This window comes from Streptomyces sp. NPDC097640 (assembly GCF_040302705.1).
Lineage (GTDB): Bacteria > Actinomycetota > Actinomycetes > Streptomycetales > Streptomycetaceae > Streptomyces.
In genome coordinates, this window is sequence record NZ_JBEOSB010000017.1 from 101,265 (window position 1) to 117,431 (window position 16,167).

Consider the following 16,167-nt stretch of genomic DNA (forward strand, 5'->3'; position numbering starts at 1 on the left):
TGGGGGGCGACCGCTCGATGCAAGGTGCTGGAGGATCCGTGGACCTGTCCCTGTCGACCCGGACCGTTGGCGACCGCACGGTCGTCGAGGTCGGTGGCGAGATTGATGTATACACCGCGCCCAAGCTGCGCGAGCAGCTGGTCGAGCTTGTCAACGACGGCAACTACCACCTGGTCGTCGACATGGAGGGCGTCGACTTTCTCGACTCCACCGGGCTCGGCGTGCTCGTCGGCGGGCTCAAGCGAGTGCGAGCCCACGAGGGCTCGCTGCGCCTGGTCTGCAACCAGGAGCGCATTCTCAAGATCTTCCGAATCACCGGCCTGACCAAGGTGTTCCCGATCCACACCTCGGTCGAGGACGCCGTTGCGGCGACTGACTGATCAGTCACCATCGGAAGAACGAGGGGGCACCGGGCGGATGCGCCCGGCCCCCTGAGATGCACGCCCACACGCCCGAGGGGGATGGCATGGCCACCGTCGAACTCCGCTTCAGCGCGCTGCCCGAGCACGTCAGAACCGCACGCCTGGTGGCGGCGGCAGTGGCGCGCCGGGCCGGTGTGGACGAGGCCGTGCTCGACGAGGTGAGGCTCGCCGTCGGTGAGGCGTGCACGCGCGCGGTCGGGCTGCACCTGAGCAACGGGGTGGAGGCCCCGGTGCGGGTGGTGCTGACCGACGAGGAGAAGAAGTTCTCCATCGAGGTCGGCGACGAGTCGCCGACCTCCGCCGGGCTCGCTCCCGGCTCCCATCCCGATGTGGACGAGGAGCCGGCGGCCGAGGGCGAGGACGAAATGGGGCTCGCGGTCATCAGCGGGCTGGTCGACGACGTCGAGGTGTCGACGAGCGAGACCGGCGGCCGGATCCGGATGAGCTGGCCGACCGCCCCTCAGTCCGTGCTGCCGTAGCCCGACGTGCCGTAGCCCGGCACAGTTCTGCTGCCGCGCGGCCCCCAGCCGCGCGTCTTCCGCCAAAACCCCGACCGCTCGCGCCGGCGTCCCCGACGGACGTCGGCGCCGGGTGCTCCGCCCTGCTCCGGCCCTGCCCTGAGCAGGGCTTTTTATATGACGCTGAGATCGTTTATAGAGATCATTATCCATGCGTCAGCGAATTAGATGCCTTCCTTCATCCGGGGGAATTCCCGCGGCCGAAACCTATTGATCTTCCCTGGTGCAGGCGAATTCCTATTCCGGCGCCCTGTTTTGATCTGGTGTCGCTCCCTACAATCCGTCCACATCTTGAGCTCAGGACGCCTGAGCGTGGCGGCTCTTCTGCGGTCGCAGAACTGCTGCGCGCCCATGTGCCAAACGTCAAGGAGGACGAATGGCGGGGCAACTCACCCCTCATCCACTGGACCTTCCCCCAACCCTGGCCGCCGCAGAACTGACCGACGACAACAGAGTGATCGTGCTGGTGATCGCCGCGGTCGCGGTGGCGGCACTCGTGGTCGCGGTGACGCTGGTACGACAAGTGCTCGCGGCCGACGAGGGCACCGACACCATGAAGAAGATCGCGGCGGCGGTCCAGGAAGGCGCGAATGCCTATCTGGCCCGGCAGCTGCGCACTCTCGGCGTATTCGCCGCCGTGGTGTTCTTCCTGCTCATGCTGTTGCCGGCGGACGACTGGAAGCAGCGCATCGGGCGATCGGTGTTCTTTCTGATCGGCGCCGGATTCTCGGCGGCCACTGGCTATATCGGGATGTGGCTCGCCGTGCGCAGCAATGTGCGCGTCGCGGCCGCCGCCCGTGAGGCGACGCCGGACAAGCCGTCCGGGTCCACTCCCGTCAATGGGAGTTCCCCCTCATCGACCCCGGGCGAATCGGATGTCGATCTGACGGCCGTCTCGCACAAGGCCATGAAGATCGCTTTCCGCACGGGTGGCGTGGTCGGCATGTTCACCGTCGGCCTCGGCCTGCTCGGTGCGTCATGCGTGGTGCTGGTTTACGCGGCCGACGCGCCCAAGGTGCTCGAGGGCTTCGGCCTGGGTGCCGCCCTGATCGCCATGTTCATGCGGGTCGGCGGCGGCATCTTCACCAAGGCCGCCGACGTCGGCGCCGACCTCGTCGGCAAGGTCGAGAAGGGCATTCCCGAGGACGACCCGCGCAACGCCGCGACCATCGCGGACAACGTCGGCGACAACGTCGGGGACTGCGCCGGCATGGCGGCGGACCTCTTCGAGTCGTACGCGGTGACCCTGGTCGCCGCGCTGATCCTCGGCAAGGCCGCCTTCGGCGACTCCGGCCTGGCGTTTCCGCTGCTGGTCCCGGCCATCGGCGTGGTCACCGCCATGATCGGCATCTTCGCCGTGGCCCCGCGGCGCGCCGACCGCAGCGGCATGACCGCCATCAACCGCGGCTTCTTCATCTCCGCGGTGATCTCGCTGGCGCTGGTGGCGGTCGCGGTCTTCGTCTATCTGCCGTCCAGCTACGCCGACCTGGACGGCGTCACCGACCGCGCGATCCTCGGTCACGGCGGGGACCCGCGCGTGCTCGCCCTCGTCGCCGTCGCCATCGGCATCGTGCTGGCCGCGCTCATCCAGCAGCTCACCGGCTACTTCACCGAGACCACCCGGCGCCCGGTGCGGGACATCGGCAAGACGTCCCTGACCGGCCCGGCCACCGTGGTGCTCTCCGGGATCTCGCTCGGGCTGGAGTCCGCGGTGTACTCGGCGGTGCTGATCGGCCTCAGTGTCTACGGCGCGTTCCTGCTCGGCGGCACCTCGATCATGCTGGCGCTGTTCGCGGTCGCGCTGGCCGGCACGGGCCTGCTCACCACCGTGGGCGTGATCGTCGCGATGGACACCTTCGGCCCGGTCTCCGACAACGCCCAGGGCATCGCCGAGATGTCCGGCGAGGTCGAGGGCGCGGGCGCGCAGGTGCTCACGGACCTCGACGCGGTCGGCAACACCACCAAGGCGATCACCAAGGGCATCGCCATCGCGACGGCGGTGCTCGCCGCCTCGGCGCTCTTCGGCTCGTACCGCGACGCCATCGCCGAGGCGGTCTCCGAGGTGCATACGACCGTGGCCGGGAACATGAACCTGAGCCTGGACATCTCGCAGCCGAACAACCTGGTCGGGCTCGTCCTCGGCGCCGCCGTCGTCTTCCTGTTCTCGGGGCTGGCGATCAACGCGGTGTCGCGTTCCGCGGGCGCGGTGGTCTACGAGGTGCGGCGGCAGTTCCGCGAGAAGCCCGGGATCATGGACTACAGCGAGACGCCCGAGTACGGGCGGGTCGTGGACATCTGCACCAAGGACGCGCTGCGCGAGCTGACCACGCCCGGCCTGTTGGCCGTGCTGGCGCCGATCGCGGTCGGCTTCACCTTCGGGGTCGGCGCGCTCGGCTCGTTCCTGGCCGGCGCGATCGGCACCGGGACGCTGATGGCGGTGTTCCTGGCGAACTCCGGCGGGGCCTGGGACAACGCGAAGAAGCTGGTGGAGGACGGCCATCACGGCGGCAAGGGCAGCGAGGCGCATGCCGCGACGGTGATCGGCGACACGGTCGGCGACCCGTTCAAGGACACGGCGGGCCCCGCGATCAACCCGCTGCTGAAGGTCATGAACCTGGTGGCGCTGCTGATCGCCCCGGCGGTCGTGAAGTTCTCCTACGGAAACGACGCCAGCCCGGGCCTGCGGGCCGGGATCGCGTCGCTGGCCCTGGTGATCATCATCGCCGCCGTGTACGCGTCCAAGCGGCGCGGCATCGCGGTGGGTGACGAGGGCAACTCCGAGCGGGTCAGTAAGTCAGCCGACGCCGCGGTGGTGTCCTGACGCGGGCGGAGCGGCCGCGAGCCGGCGGGGCGAGCCCCGCAACGGGCGGGCGGACAGGGTGCGTCGCACGCTGTCCGCCCGCTTCCGCGTCCGTCCGTCGGTGCCCTCTCCAGAGCTCCCTTCGGAGCTCCCTTCAATGAGGCGGACAGCACACCTGGCTTGGTTCAAATGGCTTCATAAGGCCCTATAGGGGACGCTCAACCCAGGGCCCCGGCCGTTCGGCCGTGTATGTTCCGGGGCCGAGAAGAGCCATGGAAGGGACCAATCCGGTGAACAAGAAGCTTGTGGCGGCACTGTCCGGCGGTGCGGCACTTGTCGTGGCGCTGACCGGCTGCGGCGGTGGGGGCGAAAGCAACAAGAAGGTCAACGACTGGGCCAAGACGGTCTGTGACGAAGTACAGCCCCAGCTGAAGAAGATCCAGGCCGCCAACGCCTCGATCCAGGCCGCGTCCGACGAGCAGGACTCCAAGAAGCTTCAGCAGACCGACTCCGAGGCCTTCGGGGACATCTCCGAGGCGTACGCGGCCCTCGCCAAGGCGGTGCAGGACGCGGGCGCCCCGCCCGTCAAGGGCGGCGAGCAGACCCAGAAGCAGGCGGTCAAGGAGCTCAACTCCACCTCCAAGGCGTACAAGGACCTCCAGACGACCGTCGACAAGCTCGACACCTCGGACAAGGCGAAGTTCGCGGCGGGCCTCAAGGGCATCGCCGACGAGCTCAACAAGCTCAGCAATTCGGGTGACAAGGCCCTTCAGAAGCTTCAGGAGGGCGAGGTCGGCAAGGCGATGGCCAAGCAGCCCGGCTGCCAGAAGCCCAAGGGCACCAGCACCGCGTCTCCCTCGTAGCCGCTCGGCCCCCATTGTCAGCGGCCCCCACTGCCGGCGGTTCCCCCGACTGTCAGTGGTTCCCCCGACAATGGGGGCGTGAGTACGCATCGCCTCCCCAGCCCCGCCGGCCCCGAGCGCATCGCCCACCTGCGCGATGCGCTGCTGGCCGCCGCCTTCACCGCCGACGGCCTGCTGGACCTGCTCGGCGCCCCCGCCTACGCCGCCCTGGCGCGCAGCGAGACCGTCCCCGCCCTGCGCGCCACGCGGGGCGACGGCCCGCTGGAGACGCTGGTGCGGCTGTTCCTGCTTCAGCGCCCGGTGGCGTACGGGCGGGCGGCCGCGGCCCTGCCCGTCGAGGACTGCCTGGCCGACGGCTGGCTGGTGCGCGACGGCGACGAGGTGCGGGCCACCGTGGATGTGCGCCCGTACGGCGGCCCGCAGGGCGAGGACTGGTGGATCGTCTCCGACCTGGGCTGCGCGGTCGGCGGCGCGGGAGGCATCGGCGGGCCCGGCGGCGTGGACCGCTCGGGGCTCGTCCTCGGGGTCGGCGGGGCGTCCACCACGCTCGCCGGGCTCACGGTCCGCGCCCCGGTGGGCCGGGCCCTCGACCTCGGCACCGGCTCCGGCATCCAGGCGCTGCACGCCGCCCGCCACGCGGCCTCCGTCACCGCCACGGACACCAACCCGCGCGCCCTGCGCATCGCCCGGCTCACCCTCGCCCTGTCCGGCGCGGCGGAGCCCGATCTGCGGGAGGGCTCGCTCTTCGAGCCGGTCGCCGGCGAGGCGTACGACCTGATCGTCTCCAACCCGCCCTTTGTGATCTCGCCGCCCTCCTCCGAGCGGGACCGGCTGGTCTACCGGGACGGCGGGATGTCCGGTGACGACCTGTGCCGCACCCTGGTCCAGCGCTCCGCCGGCCATCTCACCGACGGCGGCTGGTGCCAGCTGCTGGCCAACTGGCAGCACGTGGAGGGGGAGGACTGGCGCGAGCGGATCGCCTCCTGGGTGCCCAGCGGCTGTGACGCCTGGATCGTGCAGCGCGAGGTGCAGGACATCACGCAGTACGCCGAGCTGTGGCTGCGGGACGCCGGGGCCCACCTCGCCGGGCCCGCCGAGTACGCCGCGCGGTACGACGCCTGGCTGGAGGAGTTCGAGGCCCGCAAGACCAGGGCCGTGGGGTTCGGCTGGATCACCCTGCGCAAGTCCGGGGCCGACCGCCCGTCCGTGATCGCGGAGGAATGGCCGCACCCCGTGGAGCAGCCGCTGGGGGAGGCGGTCGTGGCCCACTTCGAGCGGCAGGACTTCCTGCGCACACACGACGACGCGGCGCTGCTGGCCGCCCGCTTCCGGCTGGCCGACGAGGTCGTCCAGGAGCAGGTGGGGCTGCCCGGGGCGGAGGACCCCGAGCATGTGGTGCTGCGTCAGAACCGCGGCATGCGGCGGGCGACGAAGGTGGACACGGTCGGCGCGGGATTCGCGGGGGTGTGTGACGGCACGCTCAGCGCGGGCCGCATCCTGGACGCGATCGCCCAGCTGCTCGGGGAGGATCCGGTGGTGCTGCGCGACCGCACCCCCGACTCGATCCGGCTCCTGGTGGAGCAGGGGTTCCTGCGTCCGGTGGACGAGCCGGTGGACGGATGGGGTGACGAACCGGGGGCCGGGGCGACCGGGTCGGTGGACGGACGGGGGGAGTAGAGGTAGTGCGCCGGAGCGCGCGCGACACTCCGCGCTCCGCCCGGATGGCAAGAAGTTGCCACTCAGAGGCGTGATCATGGCCGGAAGAGCGGGTCGTGCGCTGTTCACCCGCGGTTCGCGCGTGCGCCTTCCGCGGGTGCCACGCTCTGCCCATGGAGAGGGGACCCGCGATCTTCGCCGGTACGGCGTTCGTCGTGTTCGGCGCGGCGCTGCTGCTGTGGACAGCAGCGCGAACGCGGCGGCATGCGCCGGTCGCGCACGGTGTGAGCCCTGTCGCTTCGGCGGTCCTCTCCGTTCTCTTCGGCACCGCCGCGCTGGGCGGCGGGATCTGGTGCCTGGTTTACGCCTGACAGGGCCCTCTCGCGACACCGAGTGCCGGTCCGGGCGGCAGACAGGACGCTTGTCGGGTTACCGTTCGAGTGGCGTTGCGGGCTTTTTCCGTTTGACACGGGGCCGGGAGGTACCGTCACACTCCGCAGCGTCACCGTAGTGGTGTGCGTGTGCACGTAACCCGTGCAGTAGTGCCCGTTCACCGAGCGTCGACCGGAGAGAAGAGCGAAGTTGTCCCCGACCAGCGAGACCGCACAGGGCGGCCGCCGACTTGTCATCGTCGAGTCGCCTGCCAAGGCGAAGACGATCAAGGGCTATCTCGGCCCGGGCTACGTGGTCGAAGCGAGTGTCGGGCACATCCGGGACCTGCCGAACGGTGCGGCCGAGGTGCCCGACCAGTACACCGGGGAGGTCCGCCGCCTCGGTGTGGATGTCGAACATGACTTCCAGCCCGTCTATGTCGTCAACGCCGACAAAAAGAGCCAGGTCAGGAAGCTCAAGGAGTTGCTCGCCGACTCGGACGAGCTCTTCCTGGCCACCGATGAGGACCGCGAGGGCGAGGCCATCGCCTGGCACCTCCAGCAGGTGCTCAAGCCCAAGGTCCCGGTCCGCCGGATGGTCTTCCACGAGATCACCAAGGACGCGATCCGCGCGGCCGTCGCCAATCCGCGCGAGCTGAACCAGCGGCTGGTCGACGCCCAGGAGACCCGCCGCATCCTGGACCGCCTCTACGGCTACGAGGTGTCGCCGGTCCTGTGGAAGAAGGTCATGCGCGGCCTGTCCGCGGGGCGCGTCCAGTCGGTGGCCACCCGCCTGGTCGTCGAGCGCGAGCGCGAGCGCATCGCCTTCCGCTCCGCCGAGTACTGGGACCTGACCGGCGTCTTCGCGACCGGCCGGGCCGGGGACACCAGCGACCCCGGCACCTTCGGCGCCCGGCTGACCGCCGTCGACGGCCGCCGTGTCGCCCAGGGCCGCGACTTCACCTCGACCGGGCAGCTCAAGGGCGGTGCCCAGGTCCTGCACCTGGACGAGGCGGGTGCGCGCGGGCTGGCCGCGGGCCTCGCGGGCGCCGCCTTCACGGTGCGCTCCGTCGAGTCCAAGCCGTACCGCCGCTCGCCGTACGCCCCGTTCCGCACCACCACCCTCCAGCAGGAGGCCAGCCGCAAGCTCGGCTTCGGTGCCAAGGCGACCATGCAGGTGGCGCAGAAGCTGTACGAGAACGGCTTCATCACGTATATGCGCACGGACTCCACCACCCTGTCCGAGACGGCGGTGGTGGCGGCCCGGGCGCAGGTCACCCAGCTGTACGGGGCCGACTATCTGCCGGACAAGCCGCGCACCTACGCGGGCAAGGTCAAGAACGCCCAGGAGGCGCACGAGGCGATCCGCCCCTCGGGGGACCGCTTCCGGACCCCGGCGGAGACCCGTCTCACCGGCGATCAGTTCCGGCTGTACGAGCTGATCTGGAAGCGGACCGTCGCCTCCCAGATGAAGGACGCGGTCGGCAACTCCGTCACCGTCAAGATCGGCGGCCGGGCGAGCGACGGCCGCGACGCCGAGTTCTCCGCCTCCGGCAAGACGATCACCTTCCACGGCTTCATGAAGGCCTATGTGGAGGGCGCGGACGACCCGAACGCCGAGCTCGACGACCGCGAGCGGCGTCTGCCGCAGGTCGCCGAGGGCGACCGGCTGGCCGCCGAGGAGATCACCGCCGACGGCCACGCCACCAAGCCCCCGGCCCGCTACACCGAGGCCTCGCTGGTCAAGGAGCTCGAAGAGCGCGAGATCGGCCGCCCCTCGACCTATGCCTCGATCATCGGCACCATCCTGGACCGCGGCTATGTCTTCAAGAAGGGCACCGCGCTCGTCCCGTCCTTCCTGAGCTTCGCCGTGGTCAACCTGCTGGAGAAGCACTTCGGCCGGCTGGTCGACTACGACTTCACCGCCAGGATGGAGGACGACCTCGACCGCATCGCGCGCGGTGAGGCCCAGGCCGTGCCGTGGCTCAAGCGCTTCTACTTCGGCGAGAGCACCACCGCGCCCGGGGGCGGGGCGACCGCGCCCGGGGCCGAGAGCGATGCCGCCGCGGCCGGAAACGGCGACGGCGACCACCTCGGCGGCCTCAAGGACCTGGTCACCGACCTCGGCGCGATCGACGCCCGCGAGATCTCCTCCTTCCCCGTGGGCGACGGCATCGTGCTGCGGGTCGGCCGCTACGGCCCGTACGTCGAGCGGCCGACCGAGGCCGAGGGCGAGACCGGCCAGCGCGCCGACGTCCCCGACGACCTGCCGCCGGACGAGCTGACCGTCGAGTACGCGGAGGAGCTGCTCGCCAAGCCGAGCGGCGACTTCGAGCTCGGGACGGACCCGGAGACCGGCCGCCAGATCGTCGCCAAGGACGGCCGCTACGGCCCGTACGTCACCGAGGTGCTCCCCGAGGACACCCCGAAGACCGGAAAGAACGCGGTCAAGCCGCGCACCGCCTCGCTCTTCAAGTCGATGAGCCTGGACACGGTCACCCTGGCGGACGCGCTGCGGCTGATGTCGCTGCCGCGCGTGGTCGGCGCCGACGCCGAGGGCGTCGAGATCACCGCGCAGAACGGCCGCTACGGCCCGTACCTGAAGAAGGGCACGGACTCGCGGTCGCTCGAAGGCGAGGAGCAGCTCTTCACGATCACCCTCGACGAGGCGCTCGCGATCTACGCGCAGCCCAAGCAGCGCGGCCGGGCCGCGGCCAAGCCGCCGCTGAAGGAGCTGGGCACCGACCCGGTCAGCGAGCGGCCGGTCGTGGTCAAGGACGGCCGGTTCGGCCCGTACGTCACCGACGGCGAGACCAACGCGACGCTGCGCCGCGACGACGACGTCGAGACGATCACCCCGGAGCGCGGCTTCGAGCTGCTCGCCGAGAAGCGCGCCAAGGGCCCGGCCAAGAAGACCGCCAAGAAGACCGCGGCCAAGAAGACGACCACGGCCAAGAAGACGGCGGCCAAGAAGACCACGACCGCCAAGAAGACCGCGGCCAAGAAGACAACCACGGCCAAGAAGACCGCGGCGAAGAAGACGGCGACGGCCGCCAAGGCGGCCACGAAGCCGACGGCTCAGGCCGACTGAAGCCGGCGGCCCGGTCCGGGGCGGCGCCTCGTCCCGGGCCTGAGGCGGCGGCCAATGCCTGAGGCGGCGGCCAATGCCTGAGGCGGCGGCCAAAGCCGACGGAAACCGGCGGATCGCGCGGATGCCCGCCCGTTTGTTCGGGCGGGTACCCGGGTATTAACGCGATCCGGATAGGCTGGCGGGATGACGCGAGAGCAGCCTACGGACGTGACCACCACATCCGGCGCCCTTGCCGCGGATTCCCGCGAGCGTGCCGTACGAGCCCTGCTGCGCCATCCGCCGCTGCGCCGCCTGTGGAGCGCCCAGCTCGTCAGCGGCACCGCGGACGCGCTGGCCGTGCTGGTGCTCGTGCTGCTGTCGCTCCAGGCGTCCGTTGCCACGGGTGCCTTCGGCGACGGATACCGCGGCGCGGCCCTGGCCGTCGCGGCGGTCCTGGGCGCACGGCTCCTCGCGACCGTGCTGTTCGGGGCGGTGCTGCTCGGCCCGCTGTCCGCGCTGGTAGGACCGTCGGGACCGCTGGACCGCCGCTGGACCATGATCGGCGCGGACGCGCTGCGGCTGGCGCTGCTGATCGTCGCCCCCCTGTGGATCGACTGGACCCCCGACCGCGCCGTCGCCTGGCTGCTCACCACCACCTTCCTCATCGGCGTCGCCGAGCGGCTGTGGACCGTGGCCAAGGACAGCGCGGCACCCGGGCTGCTCCCGGCCCCGCCCCTCGAGGGCGCGGCCGTCCGCCCGCTGCCCGACCACCTCGACGCGCTGCGCCGGCTGTCGCTCCGTACCAACTTCGTGGCGCTGCCCATCGCCGCCGCCGCGCTGCTCGCCGCCACGCTCGTCGGACGGCTGCTCGCCACCGGCGTCGTGTGGTTCGACACCCACCAGGCGGCGCTGGGCTCGTACGTCGGCGCCGGACTCTTCTCCGCCTCCCTGTCGATCCTGTACTTCGTCGAGCTCTCCGGCGCGGAGACCCCCCGCGCCCGCTCTCCCCTGGAGGGGCTGCGCCGCCCGCGCGCCGCGTCGGGCTCCGGCCCCGACAAGGGCCGCACCGGCGCCATTCCGCTGCTCGTCCTCGCCTGCGCCGCCGTCGCGGCCGCGGTCGCCGCAGCCGTCGGCGTGGCCGCGCTCCAGGCGGTCGACCTCGGCGGCGGGCCGGTCGGCTTCTCGCTGCTCGTGCTCGCCCTCGGCGGCGGCCCGGCCGTCGGCGTCCGCTGGGCGCCCAAGGTCCTGCCCGGCCTGTCCCGGCGCCGCCTGCTGGCGCTGGCGATCGCGCTGACCGGGCTGGCGCTGCTGGTCGCGGGCCTGGTCCACGACACCACGACCGTGGTGCTGATCACCGTGGTCGCCGGGGTCTCGGCGGGCATCGCCGCCAACACCGGCCACATCCTGCTCGACCAGGAGGCCGAGGAGTCCCGCCGGGCCCGTACGACCGAGCATCTGCACGCCGTCGTCCGCGTCTTCGTCGGGCTCGGAGCGGTGGCCGCCCCGCTGCTGGCCGCCGTGATCGGACCGCACCGGCTGGGCAGCGGCGACTTCGTCTTCGCCCACGGCGGCGCGGCCTTCACCCTCATGCTCGTCGGCGCGCTGCTGCTGCCCGTCGCCGCGCTCGTCCTCGGCAAGACCGACGACCGCCAGGGCGTGCCGCTGCGGCACGACCTGCGCGAGGCGCTGCGCGGCGCGGAGGCCGTGGAGGCGCCCGCCGCGACCGGCTTCTTCGTCGTCGTGGAGGGCGGCGACGGAGCGGGCAAGACCACCCAGGTCGAGGCGGTCGCCGAGTGGATCAGGGCCAAGGGCCACGAGGTCGTGGTGACCCGCGAGCCGGGCGCGACCGCCATCGGCAAGCGGCTCCGCTCGATCCTGCTCGACGTCTCCTCGGCCGGGATCTCCCACCGGGCGGAGGCGCTGCTGTACGCGGCCGACCGCGCCGAGCACGTCGACTCCGTGGTCCGCCCGGCACTGGAGCGCGGCGCGGTCGTCATCTCGGACCGCTACATCGACTCGTCCGTCGCCTACCAGGGCGCCGGCCGCGACCTGGCCCCGACCGAGATCGCCCGCATCTCGCGCTGGGCGACGAACGGCCTGGTGCCGCATCTGACGGTGCTGCTCGACGTCGCGCCGGAGACCGCGCGCGAGCGCTTCACCGAGGCCCCGGACCGGCTCGAGTCCGAGCCCGCCGAGTTCCACCAGCGGGTACGGAACGGCTTCCTGACCCTCGCCGCGGCCGACCCGGCCCGCTACCTCGTCGTCGACGCAAGCCAGCTGCCCGAGGCCGTCACCGCCGTCGTACGCCACCGCCTGGACCGGATGCTGCCGCTGTCCGAGGCGGAGGTGAAGGCGCAGGAGGAGGCCCGGCGCAAGGCCGAGGAAGAGGCGCGCCGCAAGGCCGAGGAGGAGGCCCGCCGCAAGGCGGAGGAGGAGCGGCTGGAGCGCGAGCGGCAGGAGGCCCTCGCCAAGGCGCGCGCCGAGGAGGAGGAGCGCAAGCGCCTCGAGCTGGAGGAGGCCCGGCGGCGCGAGGCCGAGCGCCAGGCGGAGGAGGCCCGCAAGCGGGCCGAGGACGCCCGTCGGCGCGCCGAGGAGGAGCGCAAGCGCATCGAGGCCGAGGACCGGGCCCGCGCTGCCGAGGAGGAGCGGCGGCGCCGCCAGGCCGAGGAGGAGGCCCGGCTGCGGGCCGAGGCGGAGGCGCTCCGCCTGGAGAAGCAGCGCAAGGCGGAGGAGGCGCTGCTGCGGGCCGAGGAGGCGCGGCTGGCCTCGGAGGCGCCCGCTCCCAAGGCTGCTTCCCCGGCCGCTTCCCCCTCCACGAGCGCTGACGCCCCGACGGTCGAGACCCCGGCCCCCGCGCCGTCCAAGAACGCGGACACGGCGGACTCGACGGTGACCGTCCAGACGCCGCGTGTCGACCCCCGGACCGCCCGCTCCGGCGGCGGGGCCGCCGACGCCGACGAGACCGCCGTGCTGCCGCCCGTGCGGCCCCAGGGGGGCTCGGACGTCGAGGAGACGGCCGTCCTGCCCAAGCCGCCCTCCCCGCCGGCTCCGTCGGCTCCGCCCGCGGGCGCGGCCGACGAGACGGCCGTGCTGCCGCCCGTACGGGACGACCGGCCCGCCGACTCCCGGTCCGCCGAGTCCCGGTCCGGCGGCCCGGCCGACCGGGTGCCGCCGTGGCTGTTCCGGCCGGAGGAGCAGCAAGGCGCTCAGCAGGGCGGCGCCCAGGAAGGCGGACGCGGACAGGGGAACGAGCGCACCCGCGAGCTCCCGCAGTTCGGCGAGGGGCAGCCGCCCCGGCAGGCCGAGTCCGAGCCGTCGAGCCGCCCCCGGCAGCGGCGCCGCCCGGACTGGGCGGAGGAGACCCCGCTGGACGATCTGCCGACGCTGGCCGACGAGCTGCTCGGCCCGCGTGACGACGAGGACGGCGGCCGGCGCCGCCGCTGACCCCGGTGGGCCGCCCGCGCGGTCGGCGCTGTCAGGCGCTGTCGGCGGGGTGGCCCACAATGGGATGCCGTAAGGACGAGCGGCGGAGGCGGGCATGGCGGTGTGGGACGACCTGGTCGGACAGGACCGGGTGGCGAGCCAGCTGACTGCTGCCGCGCGCGACGCGGACGCGCTGGTCACGGCGGCGGCCGCTGCTGCTGCGGCTGCCGGGGGCCGGCCGACCGCCTCGCCCGACGGGGCCCCCGCCGCGTCCAAGATGACCCACGCCTGGCTGTTCACCGGCCCGCCCGGCTCCGGCCGCGCCTCGGCCGCCCGCGCCTTCGCCGCCGCGCTCCAGTGCGTCAGCCCCGACCGGGCGCTCGGCGGCGCCCCCGGCTGCGGTTTCTGCGACGGCTGCCACACCACCCTGATCGGGACGCACGCCGACGTCGAGGTGGTGCGTACGGACCTGCTGAGCATCGGCGTGAAGGAGACCCGCGACCTCGTCCGCCGTGCCCAGCTCTCGCCGGCCGGCGGCCGCTGGCAGGTGATCATCCTGGAGGACTCCGACCGCCTGACCGAAGGCGCGGGAAACGTCCTGCTCAAGGCCGTCGAGGAGCCCGCGCCCCGCACGGTGTGGCTGCTGTGCACGCCCTCCCTGGAGGATGTGCTGCCCACGATCCGCTCCCGCTGCCGGCTGCTGACCCTCCGCACGCCGCCGGTGGACGCCGTCGCGGACCTCCTCGTCCGCCGGGACGGTATCGAGCCCGAGCTCGCCGCCTCCGCCGCCCGCGCCACCCAGGGCCACATCGACCGGGCCCGCCGGCTGGCCACCGACGAGCGGGCGCGGGCCCGCCGCGCGTCGGTGCTGAAGCTCCCCCTCCGGGTCGATGACGTGGGCGGCTGTCTGAAGGCGGCCCAGGAACTGGTCGACGCGGCGGCCGAGGACGCCAAGCAGGTCGCGGAGGAGACGGACGCCAAGGAGACCGAGGAGATGCGCGCCGCGCTCGGTGCCGCCGCCGGGCCGGGCGGACGGCTGCCGCGCGGCACCGCAGGCGCCATGAAGGAGCTCCAGGACCGCCAGAAGCGCCGCGCGACCCGCACCCAGCGCGACAGCCTCGACCTGGCCCTCACCGACCTGGCGGGCTTCTACCGGGACGTGCTCGCGATCCAGTTCGGCTCGCGTACGGCCCTCGCCAACACCGACGTCCAGGACGCGCTGGAGCGGATCGCGGCCGGCTCCAAGCCGGAGCGGACGCTGCGCCGGATAGAGGCGGTCAAGGCCTGCCGTGAGGCGCTGGACCGCAATGTGGCGCCGCTGCTGGCGGTCGAGGCGATGACCATGGCGCTGCGCGCGGGCTGAGCCCGCGGCGCTCGCGATCACCTGTACGAGTTTCACGGCCACGGAGTTATCCACAGGCGAGCACGGAACGCGTCGATGCGACTACGCTCCGCATATCCGAATCGACCGAGGACTGCCGATGGACATCAGCCGCCGCACGCTCCGCGCCTTCGGCGCCGCCTTCACCGGCGTCGCCCTGCTCCTCGGCGGCTGCACCTCCGGCACCGCCTCGCCGCGCAAGCCGCCGTCGACGAAGGCGTCGGTTCGGGCCGCCGCCCTCGCGCCGTACTACCGGCAGAAGCTCAGCTGGCACGAATGCAGAGGCGGCGCGGGCTTCGAATGCGCCACGCTGAAGGCCCCGCTGGACTACACCCGGCCCGACGGCGGCAGTGAGGTGAAGCTCGCGGTCTCCCGCAAGAAGGCCACCGGCTCCGGCAAGCGGCTCGGCTCCCTGATGGTCAACCCCGGCGGCCCGGGCGGCTCCGCGATCGACTATCTCCAGAGCTACGCGGGCATCGGCTACCCGGCCCGGATCCGCGCGCGCTACGACATGGTGGCCATGGACCCGCGCGGCGTGGCCGCCAGCGAGCCCATCACCTGTCTGAGTGACAAGCAGATGGACGCCTTCACCCAGACCGACCAGACCCCCGACGCCCCGGCCGAGACCCGCCGCCTCGTCGCCTCGTACCAGAAGTTCGCCCGCGGCTGCGCGGCCCGCTCCGGCCGGCTCCTCGGCCATGTCTCGACCGTGGAGGCGGCGCGCGACATGGACCTGCTGCGGGCGGTCCTGGGTGACCGGAAGCTCAATTACGTCGGCGCCTCGTACGGCACGTTCCTCGGCGCGACCTACGCCGACCTCTTCCCGCGCCGCGTCGGCCGCCTGGTCCTCGACGGCGCGCTCGACCCGGCGCTCTCCTCCGAGCGGATCAACCGCGACCAGACCGCCGGCTTCGAGACCGCCTTCACCGCCTTCGCCAAGGACTGTGTGCGCCGCGCGAGCTGCCCCCTGGGCACGCGGGACGTCGCCCAGGCCCGCCGGCGCCTGTCCGCCCTCTTCGCCCGCCTGGACGCCCACCCCGTGCCCGCCGGCGAGTCCCGCCGCCTCGGCGAGTCCCTGGCCACCACCGGCGTGCTCGCCGCCCTGTACGACGAGGGCGCCTGGCCCCAGTTGCGCACCGCCCTCCGCTCGGCCACCCGCGGCGACGGCAGCGGCCTGCTCACCCTCGCCGACCTCTACTACGAGCGCGGCGCCGACGGCTCGTACGCCAACCTCATGTACGCCAACCCCGCCGTCAACTGCCTGGACCTCCCACCCGCCTTCCGCACCCCCGCCGACGTCCGCGAATCCCTCGCCGCCTTCCAGAAGGCGTCCCCCGTCTTCGGCAAGGCCCTGGCCTGGGCCGCCCTGAACTGCGCCTACTGGCCCGTGCGCCCCACCGGCACCGCCCACCCCCTCCGCGCCAAGGGCGCCGCCCCCATCGTCGTCGTCGGCACCACCCGCGACCCCGCCACCCCCTACACCTGGGCCCGCTCCCTGGCCTCCCAGCTCACCTCCGCCACCCTGCTCACCTACGACGGCGACGGCCACACCGCCTACGGCCGCGGCAGCACCTGCATCGACACCGCCATCGACACCTACCTCCTGACCGGCACCCCGCCCCCCGCCCGCAAACGCTGCACCTGACCTGCACCTGACCTGCGC

10 protein-coding genes are annotated in these 16,167 nt (G+C 72.7%); all 10 read left to right on the forward strand.

Going from position 1 to position 16,167, the window contains the following annotated elements:
• Positions 1-38: 38 nt before the first annotated feature.
• The 10 genes from bldG (at position 39) to ABTY62_RS26225 (ending at position 16,149) form a co-directional block, all read left to right on the forward strand.
• Positions 39-380 (forward strand): anti-sigma factor antagonist BldG, encoded by a 342-nt coding sequence (bldG, locus tag ABTY62_RS26180; protein WP_144382955.1) that lies wholly within the window; start codon positions 39-41, stop codon positions 378-380.
• Between the two features lie 86 nt (positions 381-466).
• On the forward strand, positions 467-901 hold the full coding sequence (locus ABTY62_RS26185; protein ID WP_311727075.1) for an ATP-binding protein: 435 nt from the start codon (positions 467-469) through the stop codon (positions 899-901).
• 415 nt (positions 902-1,316) lie between these two features.
• Positions 1,317-3,761 (forward strand): sodium-translocating pyrophosphatase, encoded by a 2,445-nt coding sequence (locus tag ABTY62_RS26190; protein ID WP_352131865.1) that lies wholly within the window; start codon positions 1,317-1,319, stop codon positions 3,759-3,761.
• 251 nt (positions 3,762-4,012) lie between these two features.
• Positions 4,013-4,603, forward strand: a complete 591-nt coding sequence (locus ABTY62_RS26195) for a small secreted protein (protein ID WP_352131866.1) — start codon at positions 4,013-4,015, stop codon at positions 4,601-4,603.
• Between the two features lie 78 nt (positions 4,604-4,681).
• The gene (locus tag ABTY62_RS26200) at positions 4,682-6,280 is read left to right on the forward strand and encodes a DUF7059 domain-containing protein (protein WP_311727078.1); all 1,599 of its coding nucleotides are present in this window, start codon (positions 4,682-4,684) and stop codon (positions 6,278-6,280) included.
• Between the two features lie 152 nt (positions 6,281-6,432).
• The gene (locus tag ABTY62_RS26205) at positions 6,433-6,630 is read left to right on the forward strand and encodes a hypothetical protein (RefSeq protein WP_352131867.1); all 198 of its coding nucleotides are present in this window, start codon (positions 6,433-6,435) and stop codon (positions 6,628-6,630) included.
• 211 nt (positions 6,631-6,841) lie between these two features.
• Positions 6,842-9,721, forward strand: coding sequence for a type I DNA topoisomerase (gene topA / locus ABTY62_RS26210; RefSeq protein ID WP_352131868.1), 2,880 nt, complete (start codon positions 6,842-6,844; stop codon positions 9,719-9,721).
• Between the two features lie 183 nt (positions 9,722-9,904).
• A complete protein-coding gene (tmk, locus tag ABTY62_RS26215; protein ID WP_352131869.1) occupies positions 9,905-13,144 on the forward strand; it encodes a dTMP kinase in 3,240 nt (1,079 codons plus the stop codon).
• A gap of 94 nt (positions 13,145-13,238) precedes the next feature.
• On the forward strand, positions 13,239-14,486 hold the full coding sequence (locus ABTY62_RS26220) for a DNA polymerase III subunit delta' (RefSeq protein WP_352131870.1): 1,248 nt from the start codon (positions 13,239-13,241) through the stop codon (positions 14,484-14,486).
• Positions 14,487-14,604: 118 nt separating this feature from the next.
• Positions 14,605-16,149 (forward strand): alpha/beta hydrolase, encoded by a 1,545-nt coding sequence (locus tag ABTY62_RS26225; protein WP_352131871.1) that lies wholly within the window; start codon positions 14,605-14,607, stop codon positions 16,147-16,149.
• Positions 16,150-16,167: the final 18 nt, after the last annotated feature.

What these genes read in the sequence shown, in the direction of transcription:
- ABTY62_RS26190 (WP_352131865.1), top strand. Translation starts at nt 1,317, where the DNA reads ATGGCGGGGCAACTCACCCCTCATCCACTGGACCTTCCCCCAACCCTG.
- ABTY62_RS26220 (WP_352131870.1), top strand. Translation starts at nt 13,239, where the DNA reads ATGGCGGTGTGGGACGACCTGGTCGGACAGGACCGGGTGGCGAGCCAG.
- ABTY62_RS26205 (WP_352131867.1), top strand. Translation starts at nt 6,433, where the DNA reads ATGGAGAGGGGACCCGCGATCTTCGCCGGTACGGCGTTCGTCGTGTTC.
- tmk (WP_352131869.1), top strand. Translation starts at nt 9,905, where the DNA reads ATGACGCGAGAGCAGCCTACGGACGTGACCACCACATCCGGCGCCCTT.
- ABTY62_RS26195 (WP_352131866.1), top strand. Translation starts at nt 4,013, where the DNA reads ATGGAAGGGACCAATCCGGTGAACAAGAAGCTTGTGGCGGCACTGTCC.
- ABTY62_RS26225 (WP_352131871.1), top strand. Translation starts at nt 14,605, where the DNA reads ATGGACATCAGCCGCCGCACGCTCCGCGCCTTCGGCGCCGCCTTCACC.
- ABTY62_RS26185 (WP_311727075.1), top strand. Translation starts at nt 467, where the DNA reads ATGGCCACCGTCGAACTCCGCTTCAGCGCGCTGCCCGAGCACGTCAGA.